Below are 24,338 nucleotides of genomic sequence, written 5' to 3' on the forward strand. Positions count from 1 at the left end.
TTTCAGTATATTGTTGATTCATTTTAAAAATTAAAAATCATTTTTCTGCAGAATCACTTAACCTATTTTATTTAAAACATAAGTTATCAACATTCTGAAACAACTTTTCGGCCGTTTCCATTACACAATTAGTCTAACAAATCTTGGATTCTATCCAGATATTGGTTGTCTGTCACTGCCATCACGCGTACCTCCGCTGGCCATACAAAATCTGGTCCTAACTGGCTCCGCAGGGGCTGCTCTTCTGCATCTCGATAGCCAATGATATTGAGTTGATACTGGTCTCTGACCGCCAACTCTCGAATACTCTTTCCAACCCAGGCAGATGGAACGGTAAACTCAACCACGACCACCTCATCATCCAACTGGAAAACTTCAATCCGGTGTTGGAAAAGAATCATTTTAGCGAGGGACATGCCTGCTTCTACCTCCGGCAGGATGACCAGATCAGCCCCAATCTTTTCAAGAACTTCCTTGGTCACTTCATTCTTGACCTTAGCAATGACGTGCTCGACGCCCAATGCCTTACAGTGCATGACCGCCAGGACACTTGATTCCAAGTTTTCTCCCGTCGCAATGACGACTGTGTCACAGTTCCCAATATCTGCCGCATCCAAGAGGTCCATTTCCGTAATATCTCCAACAATTCCAGTTGTAATCATAGATTCATACTGGTTGATCACATCTTCATGATCGTCAATTGCAATGATATCCACATCCTGGTCCTGCAGGGTTTTTAAGACACTCTGTCCAAAAATCCCTAATCCCAGAATTCCAATGGTTCGATTTGCCATAAGTCTCTCCTATCCGATAATGATGTCTGCCTTGGCATACTGCAAGGCGTCTGCCTTTTTGGCCTTGTAATTGTTCAAGCTGACCATAAGGGTCAAGGGGCCGATTCGACCGATAAACATGAGCACCATGATGATCCCAAGACCTGCTCCATTTAAGGTCGAGGTCACATTGGCCGTCACGCCCACTGTCGCTAAAGCCGATACCACCTCAAAAACCAGGTACAGAAAACGTTGACCGTCCGGCGTCACGAGACAAAGAGCAAAGAGACCCAGGATAAAGGTCAACTGGAAAATCACTGCTGTGCCCAAAGAACGTTGGAACAAGTCCGGTGCGATGGTTCGTTTGCCTAGGTTGGTATGAGGCAATCCGAGCAATTCCTTGCGAGCTAAGAGGATCAAGACCAAGAAGGTGGTGATCTTCATCCCTCCTGCTGTCCCACCTGGTGCCCCACCTAGGAACATCTGGAGGATATAGACAAAGAGTGTCACAGGTCGAACTGCTGTATAATCCAGTGAGGCAAAGCCAGCCGTCCGCATGCTGACCGTTTGGAAGAAGCTGACCAAGATCTTCTCTCCCAATGGCAGGGAGCCAATCGTTGCTGGATTATCAAACTCTGTCAAGAGGCTAGTTACTGTCCCAAACAAAAGGATAGCAGCTGTTAACCAGAGAACCACCTTGGTGTGAAAGCGAAGAGTCCGACGTCCAGATTGGTTGCGGGCCTTGGTGGCTAGGTCAAACCAGACCATGAAGCCCAAGCCTCCGGTAATGATCAGAGCAGACAAGGTCAGATTGACCAACCAATCGGTCTGGAAACTCATCATACTATCGCCCCCAAAATTATCAAAGCCCGCATTACAAAAGGCCGAGACAGCAACAAAGATGGAGTTAAAGATCCCATGGCCCCAGCCAAAGCGAGGAATAAAGCGAGTCATGAGGAGCAAGGCCCCCAGTCCTTCGATGGTAAAGGTGGTAATAAAGATGGAGCGGACAAAACGGGCCAAACTCTGGTTATTGCTAAAACTAAAGCTATCCCGAATGGTCTGCCGATCCTTGTAACTGAGCTTTTGGCGACCTTCCATAAAGAAGAGACCGATAAAGGTCAAAATCCCTAATCCCCCAATCTGGATCAAGAGCATACAAATCAATTGCCCCCAGCCATTATAGGTCGAAGCCACCGACTGGGTAAAAAGCCCCGTCACACAAACCATAGAGACTGCTGTAAAGAGGTGATCGATATAGCCTGCTGTTGAGCTTACTTGCTGGACAAAGGGCAAACTCAGTAAGAGCGAGCCCATCAGGATAACCAAGGCAAAGCTGAGAAAGATCCGCCTTGCCGGAGACAGGCGAGTCAGTTTGGCTCGCCATTGTTTAAAATATGATTTCACTAACATAGCTTCATTGTATCATAAAAAGAGAATAGACCTACAAGTAATGAACCATTTCTAGGCATAATTCTAAGGCCTTCTCGAATGCTTCAGAGCCCCAGTCACGCTGGTCATAATTTTCCAGGTCTGCAAGAGAATCTGCGGTAAAGAGGAGCAAGCCCCAAACCGCCCCACGAAGTTGAGCCACTGCAGCAAGGGAGGCGCACTCCATCTCCACCACACTACACCCTTCTTCGATGCGATAGGCCACCTTGTCAGGTGTTTCCCTATAAAAACCGTCGGTCGACCAGGTCATGACCTCTTGATAAGGAATGGACGCTTGTTTGAGAACTGTTTCAATAGCAGTCAGGGCACGGCCGTCCACCTCTATATAACGGGAGGGCGCCACATAATGGTAACTGGCTCCCTCATCTCGCAAGGCCTTGGTAGGGATCAAGAAGGCATTTTCTTCTATGTCCACCAAGACCCCACAGCTACCTGCCGATATAATCTTCTTCACCCCATAGCCAATCAACCAATCCATGAATTGGGCAGCAGCTGCAGATCCAACTGGCGCTTGGGCCAAGCAGATTTCCTCTCCTTGGTGCTCCATAACATAGACCGGATAGACCTTGGTAGCTGAGACAAAGCTAGCTACTTGTTTGGCTCCAACAGCTTTGGCAAAGCGATCAATCTCATCCTCCAGGAAAGCATAAACACATTTTTCGGGTAGGTGCAGGTCTAACCCCTCATGGGTCGGCATAATGACTGCCTGCGGATTGTCGTCAAACTCTAAAATGGGTATTTCATGTTTATGGATCATTGTTTCTCCTTTTTGACGAGTATTTCTTTAATGACACGGGCTGGGTTTCCTGCAAGGACCACATTGTCTCCAAAGGACTTGGTGACCACTGCCCCAGCGCCAGCGACCACATTATCACCCAGCGTCACTCCAGGAAGGATAGTAACGCCTCCTCCTGCCCAGAAGTTGTCTCCTATCGTAATCGGAGCTCCGTACTCGAGACCAGAATTGCGCTCGTCTGGATCCAGTGGGTGCAAGGGCGTCAAAAATTGGCAATTGGGACCAATCATGGCATTATTGCCGATCGTAATGGGACAAATGTCCAACATGGTCAAATTGTAATTGGCATAGAAATTTTCTCCTAGATGGATGTTGACCCCATAATCCACAAGAACCTGACGATTGAGATAGAGGTTTTCACCGGTTGATCCAAACCACTCTTTGATGATAGCTGCCCCTTTTTTAGGATCCACCTCTTGGTTAAAAGCTTCTTGTTTCTCCCGAGAGGATTGGGCCAAAGCCCGTAATTCAGGGTCCGCAGGTCTATAGTAGTCACCCGCAATCATTTTTTCATATTCACTGGCCATAAGGAAACCTCCACGTTATTTTGACATATTATAGCAGAATTCCCCCTTTAAAACAAACGTCAGAATAAGGGTTTGCAAGAAAAAAGATCGTAAACACTTAAAAAAACTTAACAAAACTTGCATCCACTTACAAAATGGTGTACAATGAAGACAAGAACAGAAATAAGGAGCGAATTCATGTACCAGGAACAGCGACTCGAAAAAATATTAGAACTCTTAGAAGAGCGAAAACAGCTATCGGCTAAAGAAATGGTTGATTACTTTAAGGTTTCAAAAGATACTATTCGCAGAGACTTTGCCCTTCTTAGCCAACGCCAGCTGGTCCGCAGAACCCATGGTGGTCTCCTTCCCTTAAACAAAGAACCCGGCCCTTCTTATCTAGACCGTAGTCAGAAAGCCAACAAGGAAAAGACTGCCATGGCTCAAAAGGCCCTGCAATTGATCCAAGATGGACAAGTGATCTTTCTCGATGTTTCCACCTCGATGACCCTGCTTGCTGGTTTGCTTAATAAGGAAGTCACAATCTATTCGCATTCCCTTGACAATGCCATCCAGCTCAGTAGCCATTCCCAGGTTGACTTTCATCTTTTAGGAGGAAAATTCTACCCTAAAAACCGCTTCTACTATGACGCGAATCAAGCACAAATACTGGACAATCTTCGCTTTGATCTCGCTTTTTTTGGAGCGAGTAGCTTAGCCAATGGCGAAGTCACCTTTGAGGATGCTGAAGACGTTGCCGTCAAATCCCTCGTCTTTGAACGAACTCGTACCAAGATCCTTGTGGCAGAAAGCAGCAAGTTCTCCCAAAATGCCAACTACTATCTTGCTCGTCTCAAGCAATTTGACTATTGGATTACTGATCAAAAACCAAGCCCTGAAATTCTTAAACAAGTTGGCAACGAAACCACTATTCTCTATTAGGAGGTAATCTTTATGTCTCACATTCGTCTCATCATCAGCGATATCGATGGCACCATCTTAAATGACCACCATCAGATTGACCCAGAGTTGGCAGCATTGATCCCGGATTTAAAGCGTGAAGAGATTCCTTTCGTGCTAGCCTCTGCTCGCTCTCCAAAAGGAATGGCACCCATTGCCGAAGAGCTCGGCATAGAAGACTGCCCCATGGCCTGCTACAACGGGGCCTTGATTCAAAAAGGCGAGCAGGTTCTGTTTGAGCATCCCTTAGACAAGAATGAAGCTCGTCAGTTTATCGACTGGGCCAACCAACACTTCCCTCAAGTTTCGATCAACCTCTATAGCGGAAAAGACTGGATGACCGATCATCTCGACCAATGGAGCCAAGAGGAAGCCCGGATTACAGGTGAAAAACCTCATATTCTCCCCCTATTGGATCCTTTGATGGATGCGACAAAGCCCCTCCACAAATTGCTCTTAATTGGGGAAGCAGAAGAGATCCAAGCCCTCTATCGCTCTATTTCTGCCGACGACTTCCCTTCTACCGCCTTTTATCTCTCCAAAGCCAACTACCTAGAAGTTACTGCTAAGCACGTCTCTAAAGAAGATGCTCTGGTTGAGCTCTCTAATCACTACCACTTGAGCTTAGAAGAAGTCCTCACCATGGGAGACAACTTCAATGACCTTCCTATGCTCAAAAAAGCAGGCATCGGGGTCGCTATGGGCAACGCTCCTCAAGAGGTGAAAGACGGAGCAGCAGTCGTGACAAAGACCAACAATGAAAACGGGGCTGGGCAAGCGGTTGAAACCTATGTCCTGATTTAGAAACATAAATAAAGTGACTAGCTAGTATTTTTTACGACTAAAAAATATAGTAGAAATGCCGATAAAATAAGGATTCCTGCAAATTTGTGGGAATCCTATTTTCTTTTGCGCACTTTGTATATTTAAATTATTTTATGTATATTTTTCTCTCTCGTGTTTTTATCAATAATTAGGGATATAAAAGCCAGCAAAACCCTTGATTATTATACTGTTGACAAGTTTTTCAAAAACCGGTATGATAGAAAAAAGTTTATTAAAAAGGGGACGTATTTTGAAAAAATATACTATTTCACGTAAACAAACTTTAACTTTAGCTTCCGTTGTTTTAGGAACTATCTTCACAGGAACGACTATTGCTTCAGCTGATGACGTTGCACCTGCAACAACCCAAGCTGCTCCTGCAGCTACTACAGTAGCAAAATCACCTATCACCACTGCAACAGAAGAAATCAACGCCAAAGCCAATACACCAGTTGTTCCTGCTGATAAAGCAAAAACTGGAGATATTATCGCTGTGGACGTTAAAAAAACTGGCCCATCTGCTAAAACAGACGGCGCAGACACAACCACTACTTCAACAGCAACCATCAAAACCACTAGCTTAGCCGCTCAAGACTCACCTGTTGGCACTTCAAAACCAGTCTCTTCTACCAAGACAGCTACATCAACCAAAGAGACAGCTGACTACACTGAGACAACAACCGAAACAGTCAATAAAACAACTGTAGTCGAAGTTACAAAAGAAGCCGATGTGGTCAATAAAAAAGAAGTTCAAGGAACATCCGACATCGTCTTTGTCATTGACAAATCAACTTCAATGGATTCTCACATCAGGGATACGATGAAGAATGTCGAGACCTTCGTTCGCAATCTATCGGCCAAAAATATTCAAGCTCGTTTAGGATTGGTTGAATACGAAAGAGCTAGTGAAGTCAAATACCATGATTTCAATGGATCTAAGTTCACAAGTGATCCAGAAAGCTTCATTTCCGCCCTGAAAACCATCAAAACTGATGGCTACTATGAAAATGCTACTGTTCCATTGCATCATATCGCTACTTCAGGAGACTACAACTGGGGGACTGGGGCAAACAACCATCGCTTTGCTTTCTTGATTACAGATGAGGACATTGATCTTACAAAGGATACACCAACAAAAGAAGCGACACTGAAAGCCCTTCAAGATGCTGGTATCTCTTTGACAGTGGTTGGTGAAACACGTGAAAAAAAAGACTTTGATCCATTGGTCAATGGAACAAATGGTCTCTACCTAGATATCGATAAAAACTTTGCTGACTTGTTGAACGTTCAATTTGCCAATAAAGTCGTTGAAACTGTCCAAAAAGGTCGTGTCTTCAAAGTCCAAACAGACAAGTATGAGTTGATTTCAAAAACTCATCGCGTGGCGAAAGCAAAACCACAAACACCTAGCATCCAAACGCCTGCAACACCGACTCCTACTCCTCAAAAACCGGCTGTTGTAACCCCTGCGAAACCGACCGTATTCACACCAGCTAAAAACGAGCCTGTGAAAACGGAAGTTTATATCGCACCAGCAGCTCTTCCTCAAAAAGAAGCAAGCCTTCCAAATACAGGAAGCAAGACCTCAATTGCTTTGACGACTCTAGGTCTTGGTCTTCTTAGCATGGGTGCTGCCTTTGGCCTCTCTCGTAAAACAAAGAAAGACTAACATGAAAAGCCTAATCCGTTGATTGGGCTTTTTATCACTCAAAATTTCCCCTTTGCTATTTTCATTAGAAAGCGGAAATCTTCAACTTCTACCAAGAGATTCTTGTCCCCCGCTATGATATAATGGAGACAGTACAAGGGAGGAAACCAATGTTACAAGAACTAGCCTTTACAGGCCAATGGAGACACTATCAAAAACGCGTTCTCGATAAGAGTGACGCTTTTATGGCGGATGGCCACCTGCATTTGGTAGCAGCTCCTGGCTCTGGAAAAACAACCCTGGGAATCGAATTTATCAGACGCTTTGGCCAGCCAACCCTGATCTTGGCTCCTACGGTCACCATTCGTCAACAATGGGTGGACCGGATTATCCAGGCATTCTTGAGTGATGAAAGCCAAGCAGAACAACTGATTTCACAAGACTTAAAACATCCTAAGCTGATTACAGTGGCTACCTATCAGGCCCTACACAGCGCCATGAACCAAGTCGTCGGTCAATCACAAGCTGAGGATACCGATGACCAGGCAGAGATTGAAACATTTGATTTCAAAGGCTTTGATATCTTTACTACTTTCAAGGCCATCTCACTTGGGACCCTTTGTTTAGATGAGTGCCACCACTTGCGCAATGAATGGTGGAAGAGTTTGGAAGCTTTTCGTCAAGCCTTCCCTGACTTAAAGATGATCTCCCTCACCGCCACCCCTCCCTATGAAGGGGATCCTGCCCTTTGGGATCGCTATATCCGCATGTGTGGTGAGATCGATGAGGAAATTACGGTTCCCGAATTGGTCAAGGAAGACACCCTTTGTCCCCACCAAGACTATGTCTACTTTGCCTTTCCAACCAAGGAAGAGCAAGAGCAGTTGGACGCTTTTAGCCAACAAAAGAATGCTCTCTTGCAACAACTGACTTCCGATCCCCTCTTTTGCCAATACCTCCAAACCTGCCAGGCCTTATCTGGTCAGATTAGCGATTATGAATTGCTCAATGAGCCCAAGTATCTCTCTGCCACCCTGATCTTTCTTCGTAGCAAGGGAATCGTCTTTCCCAAACGTTTCCAAGACCTTTTAGGAGCTAAAAAACTTCCTGCTTTCACCATGGACTGGCTAGAAATTCTCCTGCAAGGCCTGCTTTTTCAGGTTCCCCACTGGTACAATCTACCAGAAGAATACGAAAAGCAACTGCTTCATGAATTAAAAGCAGCCAGCTTGATCGATCGAAAACAAGTCAAACTGGTCCGCAACAAAAAACAAGACCTTCTACTCAACCAATCCCTCGGAAAACTCAATGCGGTTCGAGAGATTTTCAAGGCGGAATACCAGGCTCTTGGAAGCCAACTGCGCCAACTGGTTTTAACAGACTATATTCGCCAAGACTTTGAAGTTCATCTCGGGGATAAGGATGCCCAATTCACTCAGTTGGGAGTACTCTCGTATTTTGAATCCATTCGCAGAGAAAGCATCGAGCTAACGACTCCTCCTGCCATCGCAGTCTTAACAGGTAGTATCGTCATCATCCCGACGGTCGCTAAGCCAAGATTGGAAGAGCTTCTAGGAGCGGATCGACTGACTTACCAAAGTGTCGGCCAATTATCTCCTGATGACTTTCTCAAAGTTCGCTTAGTTGGTTCTCAACATGATTTGGTGACAGCTGTGACCCAGCTCTTTCAAGAGGGACTCATCCAAGTCGTGATTGGAACCAAGTCTCTTCTAGGAGAAGGCTGGGATGCTCCTTGTGTCAACTCCCTGATCCTAGCGAGCTTTGTCGGTAGCTTTATGCTCAGCAACCAAATGCGAGGCCGTGCCATCCGAGTATGGCCCCAAGATCCAGACAAGACCAGTAACATCTGGCATCTGGTCTCCATCAATCTTTCCCTAAAGAAATGGTATGAAAAGTCCGATCAAGAAAAAGAAGAGATCGAAGCCATCACTGATCAGCTGAAACAATATAGTCCTGATCTGGAGCTCTTAGAAAGACGGATGAAGCAATTTTTAGGCCTCCACTACAAGGAACCTTTTATCGAATCCGGTATCGAGCGTCTGGCCTTTGACAATATCCGCTATACTAAAAAACAGTTACAGAAACTCAACGAAGAGACCTTAGAGCGCTCTACCCATCGTCAAGAACTCCGGGATGGCTGGCAAAAAGCTCTTCCAATTCTGGAGAATATGGAGATTGCAAACGAGGTCCAAGTGGATAAACACTTCCTGCCCCTGGCCCTATTTTTTGATGCTAGAAAGCTAGCTCGTTGGCTGACGGCCGCTACTTTGACCGATTCTTTCGCCAACCTGATTTACTACTCACATAGAGGAGGAAGGAACACTGTTTCTCTTATTCTTCTATTCGTCTTAGCTGTTCTCGCACTTCTTGCTTGGCTACGCTACTACCTCTATAAGAGCCCTTACAAACGGCTAGAAGTCTTTGGCCAGGCCATTCACCAAGCTTTACTCCTTTCTGGCCAGATCCAGACCCAGGAGACCCGTATCCAAGTGGTCCGAGATAGGAAGGATGCCATCAACACGCTGATCTATATGAAGGGCGGAACCATGCGAGAGAAAGAACTCTTCTCGCAAACCATGATCGAATTTTTCGCACCGATTGAAAACCAGCGTTACATCCTAAAAGCCCAAGAAAAAGTATCCGACCAGACAGAATATTTCGCCGTGCCAAGCCTCTTTGACAAGCGAAAAGAGGAGGCCCAAGCCTTTGTCGAGCAAATCCGAAAGAGTATAGGTAAGTATGACCTGGTCTATACTCGAAGTACGGAAGGTCGTGCTGTTCTTTTAGATGCTCGCATCAAGGCCTTGGCTAACAAACAAGAACGCACCTTCACCAAGAAACAAGTGATGTCAGATTTGAAATAAGAATTTATTTCACTACAAAAAATCTAGTAGATGATTTCTACTAGATTTTTTCGTTACTCTAAAACAATCATAGCCTTAATAGTCTTGCGTTCATCCATAGCCTTATAAGCTTGGTCGATATCTTCCAGTTTATAGCTTGAAGTAAAGACACGACCCGGATTGATATCACCGTCAAGAACTGCTTTTAACAAAACTTGTTTGTCATAAGTAGTAACTGAGGCTGCTCCACCTGCCACTGAGATATTTTGGGCGAAGGTCGAACCAAGGGCACGGTTATTGTAGTGAGGGACACCGACGAAGCCTAAGCGACCACCATTGTGAAGAACCCCAAGGGCTTGATCGACAGCTGCCGCGGTACCGACACATTCAAGGGCCGCATCTGCTCCTCCTCCGAGGATTTCACGAACCTTGGCAATGCCTTCTTCCCTGCGCTCCGCAACAACGGCTGTCGCTCCAAATTCCAGAGCCATTTGTTGGCGATCTTCATGACGGCTCATAAGGACAATTTGCGATGCTCCCCGCATCTTAGCTGCGATAACCGCACATTGTCCAACAGCACCGTCACCAATGACCACGACTTTGTCACCTTTTTGCACATCTGCTACACGCGCCGCATGATAGCCCGTCGGCATGACATCTGCTAGTGTCAAGAAGGATTTAAGCATAGCTTCTGTATAATCAGAAGGTTGCCCTGGAATTTTGACAAGAGCCCAGTTGGCGTATTCGAAGCGCATGTACTCTGCTTGAACCCCATCAGACCAGTTGGTGCCGATATGACGGTCACACGTCCCATCATAGCCAGCACGACAGGCATCACACTCCCCACAGCCATGGGTGAAAGGTGCGATGACAAAATCTCCCGGTTTGACCGTTGTAATGGCTTCTCCGATTTCTTCGACAACCCCAATAGCTTCGTGGCCACTATTTTGGTGGCCTGCTTCAATATCCGGATTGCGGTAGCTCCATAGATCGGATCCACAAACACAGGTGCGGACGATACGGAGAATAACATCATCTGGTGCTTCGATGTGTGGACGTTCTACTTCTACTAGCCCCACTTGCCCAGCTTTTGTATAGACTGTTTTCTTCATAGGAACAACCTACTTTCTATTGCTCACTTATCTATAGTATACACTTTTTATCGAGCTTCTGCTCATACCAACTCGTCATTTATGGTGGTGATGATCATGCCCATGATGTTGATCAGCTTCCAGTTCTTCGATCTTACGCTTATGGGCTCGGTGGGTTGCTAAGTCTTCATCAACCTCAATGGTGACGTTTTGAAAACCACAATCTTTGAGCAAGGTACGAATCGCTTCTTTACAAACCTCCATGTGGTTGACATGCTCTAAACAAACATGGACAATGGCGTTCTTTTCCAGCCCATCCATGGTCCAGAGATTAAGCTGATTGATACTAGCCACATGGTCCAACTGCTCCAAATCACTCTTCACTTGCTGGATATCTACTCCTTCTGGCACAGCATCGAGAAAAATCTTGAGCGTGCTCCAAAAACGTGGAATTGCTTTTGACAGAATAAAGATGGAAATGGCAAGAGATAAGAGCGGATCCAGAATATACCAGTCGGTAAATCGTAGAACAATGGCCATTAGGATAACAGCCACCCAACCCAAGGTATCTTCCAGAAAATGCAGGCTGAGAATGGATTCGTTCTTGGTTTGTCCTTTGCGAATGACGAGACTCGCTAGCACATTGATGCTGACGGCTATGATTCCTAGCCAAAGGATGCCCTCATCGTTGACAGGTTGTGGATGAAAGATTTTCGTTATATTTTCCAAAATAACCAGAACGGACCCTGTCATGAGAATCACTGCCGTTACCATGGCCCCTAAAAGGCTAAAGCGCTTGTAGCCCAAGGTATAGCGGCTGTCTTCTTCGCGATTGGAGATACTTTCCAAAAAGGCAGAGATCCCAATAGCGATCGCATCCCCCAAGTCATGGACCGAATCCGCAAGGACCGCACTGGATCCAAAAATCCCTCCTGCAATAAACTCAACAATGGCATAACTCAAATTCAAGAAAAAAGCGATCCAGACCGCATGTTTTGTCTTCATAATCCTATTTCCTTTGTTATAATAGATTCATGAACATCATGTTCATTATCATTATCTAACATTCACAACAGAAAGGATAGGGGCAAACCGTTTAGGGTGTACGTTACTGAACAGTTTGTTCGAAGTGTCCATATGACAGCACAGGATCGTCGCATCACCAAAACTCGAAAAGCTATCTATCAGGCTTTCTTACACTTACTCAACCAAAAAGACTACGAAGCCATCACGGTTCAGGAAATCATAGACCTTGCTGATGTGGGGCGCTCGACCTTTTACAGCCATTACGAGAGTAAGGAATTATTGCTAGATGAACTCTGTCAAAAGCTCTTTCACCATCTCTTTGAGCGTGCTGAACACCTCTCACCACAAGACTATCTAGCTCATATCTTTCAGCATTTCAAGAAAAATCAAGATCATGTGACCAGTCTCTTGCTCTCTAAAAACGATTATTTTATCCGGCAACTGCGAAAAGAACTAGAACACGATGTCTACCCAATGGTAGCCGACGAACTCATCCAATCGTACCCTAACATTCCCCACTCCTATCTCAAACACCTGGTCGTCAGCCATTTCATTGAAACCCTCAGCTGGTGGTTGAAAAAAGGCAAGTCCTACACCGAACAAGAAGTGACCCAGTTTTATTTGGAGATTTTAAAAGTGGGGTCGAACTAGAAGGGAGTATTTTCAATGACCAGCGTACAATTTTACTTTCTATTTCCATCACTCTTCATGCTTCACGAACTCGAAGAAATCGTTTGGATGCCATCCTTTGTCAAAAAAATATCAATCCAGTATCCAAACAATCGAATCCTAACTTATTACACTCCTTTTGCTTTCAACTTTATTGTCTTGGAACAATTTCTCATCCTAATGACGTCGCTATATCTTAGTTACCAGTTTAATAACTATAGCATTTACGCAAGCATCATAATCGCTTATATCTACCATGTGTTCGGACATCTGATTCAGACAGTCGTTATTCGAAAATATGTGCCTGGGTTGTTAACGGGCATTTTAACAAGTTTGTTTGCTCTTTGCAATCTCAAAAATGAATTTCCAATTAAACTTTATGGTTACTCTCTTTTTACCTTATTGGTTATTATTTTAAATCTTGTAGTATCATTTATGATTCTTCATAAAATCAGTCATAAAAAATAGTACTCAGGCAATCATATCTTAGAAAGGAAACCCTATGTTCTTCCCCATTCTTCTCGGCTTTTTTACGGCCTTCTTTGCCCTTGCTTTTGTTCTTCTTCACTTATTGGCCTCCCTTTCAGAATTTAAAAAGGGAAATCACACTTTAGGAAATACATTTCTCCTCATCGGAAGTAGCCTTGCGACCTTATCTCTCATCCTCTACTTCTTTTTACCGATTGTCTCTCTAGCCCTTTGGCTGATCGGATGTGGTTTGATTTGCTACGGAGCCTATTGGAATGGAAAACACAAAGGAAACTTCCACCCAGTCCACCACCTGATTCGGATGGGCATCGCTCTGGTGATTACAATTTTATTAGCTCTCATATAAGAAAAGCTCAGGTTTTCAAAAAACTTGAGCTTTTGTAGTTTCTATTTATTATGCCATCAACAGCATGAGAATAGGAATCACCACCATGGTTGCAAGGGTCGTTTCTGTCACCATGACGGCTGCATAGTCACTATCAGCTCCATAGAGTCTGGCAACAACTGGCGCATTGGTCATCACAGGCATAGCGGACTGGATGATAAAGACCTGCTTCATCAAACTTGGAAGAGGCACCCAGTAGACGATGGAGGCCATCAAGAGAGGGGCAACCAGAAAGCGACCTAGTAGAATCAATAGTTGCTCTTTTCCCAGAACCAACTGCTTCACACCTACATGAGACACTGACAAACCGATGAATATCATGGATAAGGGGGTTGTTAAATTGCCCAGGTACTGTAAATCACTGGCTAGAAAGGCTGGCAACTTGATCTGTAGCATCACCAAGACTAGTCCCAAGAGAAAGCCCATCAGGGGCGGAGAAAAGACTTTTTTCAGACTGGTTTTGAGATCAAACTGAGCTTCTCCCTCACCATCTCGCTGAATGAGATAAGTTCCCAAAGTCCAGAAAAAGGTCGTATTACACATGTAATAGATCAAAACATAGGGAATACTGGCATCTCCAAAGAGGGCTTGGTTAATGGGGAGTCCCACGAAGATGGTATTGGAGTTAAAAAACATGGAAATAAAGAGGCCACGACGGTCCTGTCTTACTGCAAAGATCCTTGCTACCCCTGTCGCGATGCCAAGTAAAATAACCATAGACAGGGCAGGAAATCGCAAGGCTGGCAACATTTTAAGTAGATCTGCTGCTGTGAAGCGTTGCGTAATGGTGTAGAGCATATAGCAGGGAAGAGCAACTTGAGTGACCAATTTAGCGAGTAGGCCACGCGACTTGTCATCGAACCAGCCTTTTTCACCAATGATAAAGCCCACTAAAATCATGCCCAGGATGACGAGAATCCCTGATATGCTCATCAAAAAGATGTCCATGTTCTCCCCTTTTCTTTTTTAAATTTGAACTAAAAAAAAACATTTTTTACAAGTCTCAAAAACTACTCTAGTATATCATAAAAAGAGGTGGGGCAACATGCCCAACCTCATGCATTTTATTAATTGTCACTAATACCCCTTCTTAGCTGCCTTACTCCATTGGTACCAACCAACGAGACTGTTGATAAAGTAAATCAAGAAAAACCAATAAAATGGTGGGGACTATGGTGAAAATAGATGATTCAGTTAAAAAGAAAGTTCCAGAATTGCGATTTAAAGGATTCACGGATGAATGGGAACAGCGTAAGTTGGGAGACAAAGTTCGAATAGTGATGGGACAGTCTCCTAATTCAGAAAATTATACTGATGATCCTAATGGGCGCTAAAAATGCGAAGACCTATGAAGACCTATTTTGTATTAGTCAAACAAAAGATCCAAAAGAAATGGTATATGATTATGACCATGAAACAAAGTAAAACCAAACCGAGTGATCTGAGGAAGCACCCGATGATCATGAAACGTTATTAAACACAAAAGTCACCCATGTGAGTTCTTGCCAGAAGCTGAAGTTAATCCTTCAACCTGGAAAACCCGCAGAGGTGACTTTTTCTATACATCTCGATTTTTCTGGCAATAATCATTAACCGATAAATATGTCTGTGAATCACCCAGCGACTTCGCTATGTCCATAATCCGCGGTGGTAGTAATCCCACTCGCTGGACAAGTTCGTGATCGCTGAATAATTCCCGTGGACTGCCGGCGAAGCCAAACTTCCCGTGTTCCATAACATACACCGACTCAAACTCGGCGGCGACCCAATCCATGTCATGGGTGATGGTCACAACTTGGTGGCCCGAATCAGCCAACTGATGGAAAATTGCGGTCAACTTGCGCCGGCTTTCCCAATCAAGCGACATCATCGGCTCATCAAATAAATAAATCGCCGGATCCACTGCCAAAACTGTGGCAACGCTCAACAGCTTGCGTTCCGACAATGACAGGTCATATGGACTTTCAGCTGTTTTATCATCCAAGCCAACTCTTTTTAGAGCCGCTAAAGCCCGCCTCGTAATCGTGTCGTGGTCATCCATGACCTGCGCGACACTCCACTCCACCTCTCGTTGAACGGTCGGGTTGAAAAGCTGATCGTCAGGATTCTGAAAAGTAATCCCAACCTTCAGTAACTTTTCGACTGGTTTAAGATCATTAAAATTTTCTCCATCGATCTTAATCACACCGGTTTGTGGTGTCAGCAAGCCCGTCAACAATTTGAAGAGCGTTGATTTGCCGGCACCATTTTGGCCGACAATCGCCACCATCGGATCGGCGAAGTGTTTGTCTTCAACATCCAAGCTAAAGGACCGTTCCGGATAAGTGAACGTCAGGTGTTTCAGTTCAATTGTGGACATAACGAACCTCCTTCAGTTCAGCGTCATTCACCGGATACCGGCCATCAGCCAAGTGCCAATCCATTTTTTGAGCAAGTTGCTGGATTGTCGGGGCTGGAATCTGCCAGTCAGCTGCCAAATGATTAAACACCTCACCCGGCCTGCCCTGGGCTACCATTTGACCCTCGTGCAGCACCCACACAACGTCGGCGACTTCGCACAAATCGTCAATTTCACTGGTGACAATGAAGACAGTCGTCTCTTTGACTTGGGCCAGCCATTGGAAAAATTGTCGGCGGCCAAGGGGATCCATCTGACTGGTCGGATCATCCATAATCAAAACAGCCGGGTTAGCCGCAATCGCCGTGGCAATTGCCAACCGCTGGCTCTGACCACCGGAAAGGCTCTCGGGACGCAAATTCAGCTGTTCAATCAGCCCCATTTGCGTGGCAACTTCTTCAACCCGTTTTTGAATCAGTCCTTCAGCCATTCCCTGATTAATCAAGTCAAAGGCGATTTCATCGGCAACCGTGTCTGCCAACCCGCTTAGTTGGCCAGCTGGATTTTGCAGTACAACTCCATTCATGGCATTATAAACGGGCCAATTGTCGGACACTCGCTGGCCAAACATGTGCCAGTCGCCCTCAATCTCAGCAGACACCATTTTGGGAATGACCCCTGCCAGCACACGGCACAAAGTCGATTTGCCGGAGTGGCTATTCCCGATAATCCCAACCACCTGGCCGGTATGAACCTCCGCGTTAATCTGACGCAGTTGTGGTTGCTCAGTACCCGGATAACGGGTGGTCAAATTTTCAATTACAATCCGTTTATCTTCGTCCATATCTTCCACCCAATCAATAAAATTGCCAATCCAGTCAGACCAATGTGCAGCGTCCGCGACAGGCGATACACGCGCTGGGAGGTTCTGACAGTCCGGTTCGGATTATCAAAACCTCTCAGTTGGAGAGAAATCGATCGCGCCATCGATTGATCCAAGGTCTTAATCACCAATGGAATTAGAACCGGCAGGACTGACTTTAATTTCTGAATCAACGTTTTTTGCGGATTGGTTCCGCGAACTTTTTGCGCCTGCTGGATTTTCCGCATATTGCGCATCATTTCCGGCAAAATATAACACACCGACATCAGAACGTAGACGGTTTTATAAGACAATCCGGACAGTTCCAAATAGGCCGCGTTTTCTGAAATACTCGTGGTCACCATAAAAAAGCCACTGGTCAAAATAATCACCAATACTCGACAACCCAGTGTGGTGGCGTAAATCAGGCCTTCTTTGTAGAACGACACCCCAAGCACAGAAAACAGCACAGTTTGATTCCGACTGTAAAATAACCCTTGGATGATCAGCATGGTGCAAATCAGAAACAGGCTGAATCCCAGCGCCTTAAAGATGGTAGAACTCAATTTGGAAAATAACAATAGCAGTGTTGCGACAAGAATTAATCCGGCCTGAAGCAATAAATTCATACTGGCAAAGCTCAACAACGTCATGTCCAAGATGAACAAGAGCTTAGTAATCGGATCGATCACCTGGTACCACTTGAGCTTGACCCGTGGCGCTCCAGAAATCAATGTTTGATCAGTCATCATTTATCACCGCTAAAGAAGTGCACCATCCGCTTCGGCAGCTGACGATAGATGAAGAATGCCAGGTAGGCCACGCAGACTTTATCCAAAATATCCAAGACAAACTCATCGATAAATGAGGCCAGCCACACTGGTGCATGATTGGCGACCATTACCGCAAACAATGAGTCACCCCAAGCGATACCGGTCTGACCACCCCAAAAGATGACGTTGAGTGGCGTTGAAATGACAGCTGAAACGATGGCAATAATAATAGCAGAAACAAATACTCGTCGCGCTGACGAGAACCACCCATTGGCGTGCAAAACTCCGACAGCAATCCCAATTCCGATGCTGGTAATCGCATACACGGTTGAAATTGGCGATAAGGTCAGCCCATAGATCACGTTGTTGATGAAACCACTGATGGCACCGGCAACCGGCCCAGCCAACATGCTGGCAAGAAAGGTTCCCAAAGACCCCAGCCAAACGGGCAACTTTAACCCCTCCGCCAAGGCTTTGGCAACATAGTTAATCCCCACGGCAGCGGGAATCAAAGTCATGGTGGCAGCACTTAACTTAAATTTCCACATACTGGTACGATGAATCGGTTCTGTTTTCATAATTTTCTCCTTTTGTTTTTAAAGAGCCGTGTCTGTTTAGACTTTCGGACGCAACGCTCTATAGATTTTTGATTTGAACCGCTTCTCCTTTCACAGATCCCTTAGTCGACATCAGGGATTTTCTTGAAAATAATTGTTCAACAGTTCACAACTAATCATACTCCGATTTTCATAGAAGTCAAGAATTTTCTGAATTTTTTTTGAAAACGTTCGGGAATTAAAAAATAGAGCAAGCGCCCATGAGAACGATCGCTAGACAATTATAAGAGGCCACTATAAAAAAACAAACACCATTTCTGGTGTTTGTTGTGAACAGAGAAAAACTGTTCTTTTATATAAATCTAATAACTTCTATAAAGTTTTATTTATTAGTATTATTCGACCATCTTCTGAAACTTTCCTCTGTGAGAAAAGTGCTAGAAACAATAATGTTTCTAGCACTCGGAATTATTGAGACCTTAGGCTCAATAATTAGTCATGGAACTTCTTCGAAGTTCGCTGACGTCCGCACTCACCTATGGAAAGTTTCTAAGATGACTTTGTCTTTAATATGAACAAACACCATCTCTGGTGTTTGTTCATATTATAAAGGAAGCACTAGCTTATTTTTTCTTTTTCTTCAAAATATAAGCTGCAATGCTTGCCAAGAAAAAGGCTAAAACTAGGCTAATAATAGAGATGGTCGTACCCGTATTTGGTAAGAATCCTAAGATCTTGCCTGGTTTCTTCGGCTCTGGTTGGCTTGGTTTTTTAGGTTCAGGTTGACCCGGTTTCTTTGGTTCAGATGAACTTGGAGGAGTTGGTTGTTTTGGAGTTTCTTTTGGAACATGCTTGTTAGTAATCACAACATTTCCTTTACCATCCTCGTCGTTACGAGCTTCATAGCCCTTTGGAACACTGACTTCTCTCACTGTATAAGTGATGGTGTTTCCATTTGCTTTTTCATCTAAATCTGCAAAGGTATGGGTCCACTTGTTTTCAGCTGACAATTCTACTTCTTGACCGACTTTTTGATCATTGGCATAGAGTTGAACGCGAATACTCTTCGGACGAATTCCATCCTTGTCATTCTCATCATCCCACTTCTTAGTGACCGTGACGCTTGTCTTACCAGGTGCATGGGTATTGGTAATGGTATAAGCAGCCTGATCAATTGTAGTCGTATATTCAGCTACCTTCTCTTCTTGAAGAGTATAGACGATTTCTTTTCCATCCTTGAATTTTGGTAGACCTGTGAAGCTTTCTTTCCAATCTGTCGCATTCGTGAGTTCTTTTTGAGCAACTTTTTCACCATTGGCAAGAAGATTCACCACAATACTTGCTGGACGAAGACCATCTTGATTGTCTTGGTCATTCCAGATCTTGGTCACTGGAATATCGATCACCGCTGGCGTATGGGTATTGGTCAAGATCGTGTGAGCAACGTCAGAAGTATCAGCAGATACTTGGTAGCCTTCAGGAACAGCTACTTCTTCCACACGGTAGCTGATAGCTTGACCAGCTTTCTTTTCAGCTAATTTGGTAAAGGTATGAGTCCATTGATTGTCCGCTGACAACTCCACTGGATCTCCTACTTTTTCATCACCAGCATAGAGTTGAACCTTAATGGATTTTGGACGAAGACCATCTTGGTCATTGGCATCTTCCCATTTCTTCGTAACTTTCATCTCTGTCAAAGCTGGTTCATGCGTATTGGTCAAGACAACATTGGCCTTGTCCTTATCATTTACCGTCACCTTGTAACCATCTGGGACAGCGACTTCTTTCACCGTATAAGTGATTGCTTTTCCAGCTGCCTTGGCATCAAGGTTTTCAAATGCACCTTTCCAGTCATTCGCGGCTGAAAGTTCTACCACTTGATCCGTCGCAAAGCCATCTTTGTATAATTGAACTTGAATGCTGGCTGGACGGAGACCATCTTGGTCGTCTCCATCTTCCCACTTCTTGCTCACTTCTACTTTGGTCTTTTCTGGTTCGTGCGTGTTGGTCACGACTACTTGACCTGGGTTAGTTGCTTCGACAGCTTGTGTGTAGCCTTCTGGAACATCAATTTCTTTGACTGTATAGTTGATAACTTGGCCAGCTTTCTTCTCGTCTAAGTTTGAGAAGGTATGGGTCCATTTGTTATCTGCTGACAATTCAACCGCCTTACCAACCTTTTGATCACCAGCATACAATTGAACCTTGATTGTTTTTGGACGAAGGCCATCTTGGTTATTGGCATCCTTCCAGTTTTTCGTAACAGTAAGGCTTGTCTTACCTGGTTTGTAAGTATTGGTAATCGTAGTTCCATCAATCTTAGTGGTGTAATTGTCCACTTTGTCTTCTGTCACTGTGTAGACAACTTTTTGACCATCTTTATAGACTGGCAGGTCTGTGAAGGTATGAGTCCATTCATCTCCTTCACCAGTCAGGTCAAGTGCTTGCACCTCTGTTCCATTTGCCAAGAGGTGAACTTTGATGGTAGATGGGCGAAGACCATCTTGGTTTTGAGCATCATCCCAGACTTTCTTGACTGTTACCGTCGTGGTCTCAGGAGTGCGCTTGTTGGTGATGGTGGCTTTTCCATCTGTGAAGCTGGCTTCTTCTGTATCGACCGTATAATGAGTCGGAACTTTCACTTCTTTAACAGTGTAGGTATTGAGCTTGCCGTCACTGTCTTTATCTGGAAGATTCGTAAAGTGAGCTTTCCAGTCTGTTGCGGCTGAAACCGTGACTGGTTTTCCTTGAGCTTTGCCATTCTTATAGAGTTGGAATTCCACACTTGCCGGGCGAAGTCCTTCTTGGTTGTCTTGGTCATCCCAAACTTTTGAAGCTTCAAGATCGAGATACTTGATATCTGCTTCATTAGCGATCTCAACTGGGACTGCTTTTGATCCGACTGATTTTCCATCCACCGTGACGTGGTAGATTTGTTTGTCCGCATCATAGGTAACAACCACGGCATGTTCTGTTTCATCCAACTTGTAGTTTTCAGGTGCTTTGGTTTCTTTGAGCGTATAGATTCCTTCTGTTAAGGTGTTAAAGGAAAGTTCCCCTTTTTTATCAGAAGTTGCCGTCGCAACAACCGCGCCATTTGCATCAGTTAAGGTAAATTCAGCACCTTCAAGAACTTTCTTAGGATCATCCTTGTCCACCTTCTTGACGTGGAAAGCAGCCGAGAAGATTTGTGCAGTTACGGTATTAGACTCACGATTTCCTTCATGACCTTTCGCCTTGTAACCAAACTGGTTATGGGCTTGAACAAGACCAGAACGACCGCCGTTATCTTCATTATCTTTGGTGCGTTTTTGCATCAAAGCCTTGACTTCATCAGTCAATTCACTTGGATTTACAACTGGGACACCAAAGCTTGCTTCTCCACGCGCAGGAATCGTAGTACCAGCATTTGCAACTAACTTGATTCCTGTTACTTGACTGTAATCAGCCACAGCTGTCGTCCAGATATCTTTGTCAGCAGCTTGCGCCATGGTATCTGTCGTAACGCCTGTATCAGTTGTATAGTAGACCGTCCATCCTTCTGGAGCTGTCACTGGTCCACGAAGGCTGACCGTGTATTCTGTCATCCGACCAGATCCGTCTAGTGTGTTAACGTCTTTTACTTTTGGCAGGACATCATAGACGACTCCGTCTTCTACTGCCTTATCCGTATTATTTTTAATGGTGAGTTTGTAGTTAAAGGTTTCACCTGGTTTGAAGGTACGTGTCACAATCGAAGCGTCTGACAGGTCATCATTTTTAGCGATATATTTGCGTGCATAGATTCCTTCAGCAGCAACAATCGTATAGTTTGATTGAGCATATGGAATTTTATCCGTTGTTGAACCATTTCCGTTCAGATCATACACATCTTCCGTGACCCGATCAGGGTTGGCATTTTCAAGATCGTGGATCCCATTTCCAGCGACATAAACCTTATTGGTGAAGGTCCCACCATCGTCTTTCCCTTTCAGATCGGCCACGATAAATGGTAGACGCACGCGATTAAGATCTTGAAGAGAAGCCTTAATAAACTCTTTTTGATCCAAATGCATGATGAGAGCTGTCCGTCCAGAATTGTGGTAGTTTTCAATGACATCGTAGCTCTTTAAGAATTTCATACCTTTTTCATTAGAGGCAAGGTTTCTTTCAAAATCTTTATAGTCGACTTTAAGGGTATTTGGATCATACAGATCAATGATTCGCAGGTCTCCATAATCCTTATCAGGATCCAAGACCACTTTGGTTGCCATCAAACCAAAACGAATATTTTCTCCATCAGTATAACGAACATCATTGTAATCTGTCGTTTTTGAAATCTCAAAGCTTTCCTTCAAAGGAATCAGCTTAAAGGTCCAATCTGATGTTTGGTCTTTAGCAAGGTTTGATTGTGTTTGATAAGTGACACGACCTGTATTCTTGAATTCATTCTTGGTCGCATCATTTTCATCGTAACGAGTCTTCTCTGGATCTTTGAAGCTTGTATAGGTATTGAAGCGAATTCCTTGACCAGATTTTAGGACAAAATCATCCTTCATTTCCATCCGCCAACCGACAACGGTTCCATACTTGGTTAAGTCGATAAAACCATTGCCGTCTTTATCGGTTTCTGGCTGAACTTCTTTTTGACTACCATCTTCTAAAGTAAGGATGATGCGTTTCACATATTTGCTAATATACTCACCAATACCGTAATTTCCTTGCATAAGACGAGCGTAATCAATCTTGGTGAATTTTAACCGAGAGTCCACTGTCTCATCATAGAAAACAAAATTCTTTTGTGTCGAAGGAGTTTTATTATCAAAAGCGATGATCCATTTATAGTTTGCTGCCTTGTATTCAGTTGAATCATAGACATCACCATCTGCTTTTTTGGCAAAACTTCCAGCCCCTTCCAGGTCACGAGAGGTCAAGCGGAAAATAAGAGAATCTTCAGCTGTAATATCCGGTTCTCCCTCTCCACGATTGGCAGGAATTCCCACAATACTTCCTGAGTTTGTCAAATCCTTACTAAGGACGTCTTTGAGAGTCTGGTCCTTTTCCAAAACTAAATCAGGAAACTTCAAGTAAAGGTAACTTGTATTCTTGATTTTTGCCATGAATTCTTGGTGATAAGCTGCTGGATTACCGTTTGCATCTGCTGTAAACGTCTTAGAAACGGTGCCATCTCCATTATCTACCCAACCTTCAGACTTAGCTGTATCTAAAACTGCTGTCCGGGTATTGCCATTTTTATCTGTATAGGTTGGCAACTTATCGGTAAGCGTTACTGATTCTAATTGACGATATTGTCCCCCATACTGTCCTTGCATTCCCTCCAATTGAAATGCAAATGGAACAGATGATGGGGTTTCAATATAATTTTTTCCGTCAGCCCCTTTGACAACACCAGGCATGGCTTCCGCATAGTCCTTGGACATGGCTTCGTTCAAGTTTTGGTTGATATACTTGGTTAAGCGATAGTCATTGTACTTGGGTTTCCAAATGATATCATTGAGTTTTGCTTCTTGACCATTGATATTCAAGGTACCCGTAATATCCAATGAATAATTGGTCGGTGCATAACCGACTTTAAATTTTCCAATAAATGGTAAAGTCAGGACCTCTGACTTTTGGTAATTGTTAAAGTGAAGTGTGACTTGATAATCATCTCCAACTTTTGTAACCGTTGGTTTGTCATGCTCTGAAGCACTATTGAAGTCAGGGAAACTAACTTCTCGTAAGTACTTTCCAGGAACCTTCAAGGTCACCGTTACTTCATTAATATCCGTTGTCAAATTCTTAGGGGTGATCTGGATATAACCAGACATGGTATCCCCTGTGTAATAGGACATCCCATCTGGATGGTTCTGTTTATCCCCATACATAAGGGTAACATCCAAGGCCCCATTATCCCCGACTGCTAGCTCATTGGCAAAGGCTGTGATCGCCCCTTGACCAAGCTGGCCTAGCATCATGAAAATTGTTAAAATGGCAAAACCTTTTTTCAAAAAGTCTTTCCATAATGAACGAAGCTTTTTCATGTCTTATCTCCTTTACTTTTGTTAGCCTTCCAAAAGGCCCTCCCTTTAATTTTATCACTTATTTTTTAAAATATCCTTTGCTTTTCAAATTAAATCATCACTATTCAATAATATAGACATTATTTGCAATGATGTCTATATTATAAATCACTATCTGGTACTGATTTCCCCTTTCTTCTATCCAAGGGCAAGAAAATAAAACATTTATAAACAAGGAGGAGCAGTCTGCCAATTCTTATTCTTCCTTGATTTTCTTCATACAAAAAAACTCAAACACATCTGCTTGAGTTTTGTACACCCT

General features: G+C 44.1%; 21 protein-coding genes. 9 read left to right on the forward strand and 12 right to left on the reverse strand.

Going from position 1 to position 24,338, the window contains the following annotated elements:
• Positions 1-128: 128 nt before the first annotated feature.
• Genes P5Y91_RS07485 through P5Y91_RS07500 form a run of 4 tightly spaced genes read right to left on the reverse strand, consistent with a single transcriptional unit; the run spans position 129 to position 3,548 of the window.
• A complete protein-coding gene (locus P5Y91_RS07485) occupies positions 129-794 on the reverse strand; it encodes a potassium channel family protein (protein ID WP_049490379.1) in 666 nt (221 codons plus the stop codon).
• 9 nt (positions 795-803) lie between these two features.
• Complete coding sequence (locus tag P5Y91_RS07490; protein WP_118396537.1) at positions 804-2,186, reverse strand: TrkH family potassium uptake protein; 1,383 nt, start codon at positions 2,184-2,186, stop codon at positions 804-806.
• Positions 2,187-2,217: 31 nt separating this feature from the next.
• Positions 2,218-2,982 (reverse strand): nucleoside phosphorylase, encoded by a 765-nt coding sequence (locus P5Y91_RS07495; protein ID WP_070588686.1) that lies wholly within the window; start codon positions 2,980-2,982, stop codon positions 2,218-2,220.
• Positions 2,979-3,548: a sugar O-acetyltransferase gene (locus P5Y91_RS07500; RefSeq protein WP_031574556.1), complete on the reverse strand. Its 570-nt coding sequence runs from the start codon at positions 3,546-3,548 to the stop codon at positions 2,979-2,981. Before P5Y91_RS07500 ends, P5Y91_RS07495 begins: the two co-directional genes overlap by 4 nt.
• A 177-nt stretch (positions 3,549-3,725) precedes the next feature.
• Between P5Y91_RS07500 and P5Y91_RS07505 the strand changes: the two genes are divergently transcribed.
• The 4 genes from P5Y91_RS07505 to P5Y91_RS07520 all read left to right on the forward strand — a co-directional run bounded on the left by P5Y91_RS07505 (position 3,726) and on the right by P5Y91_RS07520 (position 9,845).
• Complete coding sequence (locus P5Y91_RS07505; RefSeq protein ID WP_031574559.1) at positions 3,726-4,469, forward strand: DeoR/GlpR family DNA-binding transcription regulator; 744 nt, start codon at positions 3,726-3,728, stop codon at positions 4,467-4,469.
• A gap of 12 nt (positions 4,470-4,481) precedes the next feature.
• Entirely contained in the window at positions 4,482-5,291 is an 810-nt protein-coding gene (locus P5Y91_RS07510) for a Cof-type HAD-IIB family hydrolase (protein WP_118396535.1), read from the forward strand.
• Positions 5,292-5,562: 271 nt separating this feature from the next.
• The gene (locus P5Y91_RS07515; protein WP_037585379.1) at positions 5,563-6,981 is read left to right on the forward strand and encodes a VWA domain-containing protein; all 1,419 of its coding nucleotides are present in this window, start codon (positions 5,563-5,565) and stop codon (positions 6,979-6,981) included.
• A 149-nt stretch (positions 6,982-7,130) separates the two neighbouring features.
• Positions 7,131-9,845: a DEAD/DEAH box helicase family protein gene (locus P5Y91_RS07520; protein ID WP_118396532.1), complete on the forward strand. Its 2,715-nt coding sequence runs from the start codon at positions 7,131-7,133 to the stop codon at positions 9,843-9,845.
• Between the two features lie 53 nt (positions 9,846-9,898).
• On the opposite strand, the gene P5Y91_RS07525 is transcribed toward P5Y91_RS07520, so the two are convergent.
• Entirely contained in the window at positions 9,899-10,936 is a 1,038-nt protein-coding gene (locus P5Y91_RS07525; RefSeq protein ID WP_277839203.1) for a zinc-binding dehydrogenase, read from the reverse strand.
• A 75-nt stretch (positions 10,937-11,011) separates the two neighbouring features.
• Positions 11,012-11,920, reverse strand: a complete 909-nt coding sequence (locus tag P5Y91_RS07530; RefSeq protein WP_277839204.1) for a cation diffusion facilitator family transporter — start codon at positions 11,918-11,920, stop codon at positions 11,012-11,014.
• Positions 11,921-12,052: 132 nt separating this feature from the next.
• Between P5Y91_RS07530 and P5Y91_RS07535 the strand changes: the two genes are divergently transcribed.
• Genes P5Y91_RS07535 through P5Y91_RS07545 form a run of 3 tightly spaced genes read left to right on the forward strand, consistent with a single transcriptional unit; the run spans position 12,053 to position 13,445 of the window.
• Complete coding sequence (locus P5Y91_RS07535; RefSeq protein ID WP_347272207.1) at positions 12,053-12,592, forward strand: TetR/AcrR family transcriptional regulator; 540 nt, start codon at positions 12,053-12,055, stop codon at positions 12,590-12,592.
• 15 nt (positions 12,593-12,607) lie between these two features.
• Entirely contained in the window at positions 12,608-13,078 is a 471-nt protein-coding gene (locus P5Y91_RS07540) for an HXXEE domain-containing protein (RefSeq protein ID WP_049497947.1), read from the forward strand.
• Positions 13,079-13,112: 34 nt separating this feature from the next.
• Positions 13,113-13,445, forward strand: a complete 333-nt coding sequence (locus P5Y91_RS07545; RefSeq protein ID WP_049497946.1) for a hypothetical protein — start codon at positions 13,113-13,115, stop codon at positions 13,443-13,445.
• Positions 13,446-13,493: 48 nt separating this feature from the next.
• Here P5Y91_RS07545 and P5Y91_RS07550 read toward each other — a convergent pair whose 3' ends face one another.
• The gene (locus tag P5Y91_RS07550; RefSeq protein WP_118396520.1) at positions 13,494-14,432 is read right to left on the reverse strand and encodes an AEC family transporter; all 939 of its coding nucleotides are present in this window, start codon (positions 14,430-14,432) and stop codon (positions 13,494-13,496) included.
• Positions 14,433-14,656: 224 nt separating this feature from the next.
• On the opposite strand from P5Y91_RS07550, the gene P5Y91_RS07555 reads away from it, so the two are divergent.
• Together P5Y91_RS07555 and P5Y91_RS07560 are read left to right on the forward strand one after the other, a co-directional pair.
• Positions 14,657-14,818: a hypothetical protein gene (locus P5Y91_RS07555; RefSeq protein ID WP_182448469.1), complete on the forward strand. Its 162-nt coding sequence runs from the start codon at positions 14,657-14,659 to the stop codon at positions 14,816-14,818.
• Between the two features lie 14 nt (positions 14,819-14,832).
• Complete coding sequence (locus tag P5Y91_RS07560; protein ID WP_014713855.1) at positions 14,833-14,961, forward strand: hypothetical protein; 129 nt, start codon at positions 14,833-14,835, stop codon at positions 14,959-14,961.
• Between the two features lie 81 nt (positions 14,962-15,042).
• On the opposite strand, the gene P5Y91_RS07565 is transcribed toward P5Y91_RS07560, so the two are convergent.
• From P5Y91_RS07565 to P5Y91_RS07585, 5 genes are all read right to left on the reverse strand, one after another.
• Positions 15,043-15,843, reverse strand: coding sequence for an energy-coupling factor ABC transporter ATP-binding protein (locus tag P5Y91_RS07565; protein WP_049497944.1), 801 nt, complete (start codon positions 15,841-15,843; stop codon positions 15,043-15,045).
• Complete coding sequence (locus tag P5Y91_RS07570; RefSeq protein WP_049517909.1) at positions 15,830-16,666, reverse strand: ABC transporter ATP-binding protein; 837 nt, start codon at positions 16,664-16,666, stop codon at positions 15,830-15,832. The genes P5Y91_RS07565 and P5Y91_RS07570 overlap by 14 nt, the downstream gene beginning before the upstream one ends.
• Entirely contained in the window at positions 16,642-17,433 is a 792-nt protein-coding gene (locus P5Y91_RS07575) for an energy-coupling factor transporter transmembrane component T (RefSeq protein ID WP_171963570.1), read from the reverse strand. Before P5Y91_RS07575 ends, P5Y91_RS07570 begins: the two co-directional genes overlap by 25 nt.
• The gene (locus tag P5Y91_RS07580) at positions 17,433-18,035 is read right to left on the reverse strand and encodes a hypothetical protein (protein WP_003008715.1); all 603 of its coding nucleotides are present in this window, start codon (positions 18,033-18,035) and stop codon (positions 17,433-17,435) included. Before P5Y91_RS07580 ends, P5Y91_RS07575 begins: the two co-directional genes overlap by 1 nt.
• Before the next feature lie 602 nt (positions 18,036-18,637).
• Positions 18,638-24,037, reverse strand: a complete 5,400-nt coding sequence (locus P5Y91_RS07585) for a Cna B-type domain-containing protein (RefSeq protein WP_118396518.1) — start codon at positions 24,035-24,037, stop codon at positions 18,638-18,640.
• Positions 24,038-24,338: the final 301 nt, after the last annotated feature.

The sequence above is a fragment of the Streptococcus taoyuanensis genome, from assembly GCF_029589235.1.
Lineage (GTDB): Bacteria > Bacillota > Bacilli > Lactobacillales > Streptococcaceae > Streptococcus > Streptococcus taoyuanensis.

Coding starts and splice junctions, on each gene's coding strand:
- P5Y91_RS07485 (WP_049490379.1), bottom strand. CDS start 794: ATGGCAAATCGAACCATTGGAATTCTGGGATTAGGGATTTTTGGACAG.
- P5Y91_RS07490 (WP_118396537.1), bottom strand. CDS start 2,186: ATGTTAGTGAAATCATATTTTAAACAATGGCGAGCCAAACTGACTCGC.
- P5Y91_RS07495 (WP_070588686.1), bottom strand. CDS start 2,982: ATGATCCATAAACATGAAATACCCATTTTAGAGTTTGACGACAATCCG.
- P5Y91_RS07500 (WP_031574556.1), bottom strand. CDS start 3,548: ATGGCCAGTGAATATGAAAAAATGATTGCGGGTGACTACTATAGACCT.
- P5Y91_RS07505 (WP_031574559.1), top strand. CDS start 3,726: ATGTACCAGGAACAGCGACTCGAAAAAATATTAGAACTCTTAGAAGAG.
- P5Y91_RS07510 (WP_118396535.1), top strand. CDS start 4,482: ATGTCTCACATTCGTCTCATCATCAGCGATATCGATGGCACCATCTTA.
- P5Y91_RS07520 (WP_118396532.1), top strand. CDS start 7,131: ATGTTACAAGAACTAGCCTTTACAGGCCAATGGAGACACTATCAAAAA.
- P5Y91_RS07525 (WP_277839203.1), bottom strand. CDS start 10,936: ATGAAGAAAACAGTCTATACAAAAGCTGGGCAAGTGGGGCTAGTAGAA.
- P5Y91_RS07530 (WP_277839204.1), bottom strand. CDS start 11,920: ATGAAGACAAAACATGCGGTCTGGATCGCTTTTTTCTTGAATTTGAGT.
- P5Y91_RS07535 (WP_347272207.1), top strand. CDS start 12,053: ATGACAGCACAGGATCGTCGCATCACCAAAACTCGAAAAGCTATCTAT.
- P5Y91_RS07540 (WP_049497947.1), top strand. CDS start 12,608: ATGACCAGCGTACAATTTTACTTTCTATTTCCATCACTCTTCATGCTT.
- P5Y91_RS07545 (WP_049497946.1), top strand. CDS start 13,113: ATGTTCTTCCCCATTCTTCTCGGCTTTTTTACGGCCTTCTTTGCCCTT.
- P5Y91_RS07550 (WP_118396520.1), bottom strand. CDS start 14,432: ATGGACATCTTTTTGATGAGCATATCAGGGATTCTCGTCATCCTGGGC.
- P5Y91_RS07555 (WP_182448469.1), top strand. CDS start 14,657: ATGGTGAAAATAGATGATTCAGTTAAAAAGAAAGTTCCAGAATTGCGA.
- P5Y91_RS07560 (WP_014713855.1), top strand. CDS start 14,833: ATGAAGACCTATTTTGTATTAGTCAAACAAAAGATCCAAAAGAAATGG.
- P5Y91_RS07565 (WP_049497944.1), bottom strand. CDS start 15,843: ATGTCCACAATTGAACTGAAACACCTGACGTTCACTTATCCGGAACGG.
- P5Y91_RS07570 (WP_049517909.1), bottom strand. CDS start 16,666: ATGGACGAAGATAAACGGATTGTAATTGAAAATTTGACCACCCGTTAT.
- P5Y91_RS07575 (WP_171963570.1), bottom strand. CDS start 17,433: ATGACTGATCAAACATTGATTTCTGGAGCGCCACGGGTCAAGCTCAAG.
- P5Y91_RS07580 (WP_003008715.1), bottom strand. CDS start 18,035: ATGAAAACAGAACCGATTCATCGTACCAGTATGTGGAAATTTAAGTTA.
- P5Y91_RS07585 (WP_118396518.1), bottom strand. CDS start 24,037: ATGAAAAAGCTTCGTTCATTATGGAAAGACTTTTTGAAAAAAGGTTTT.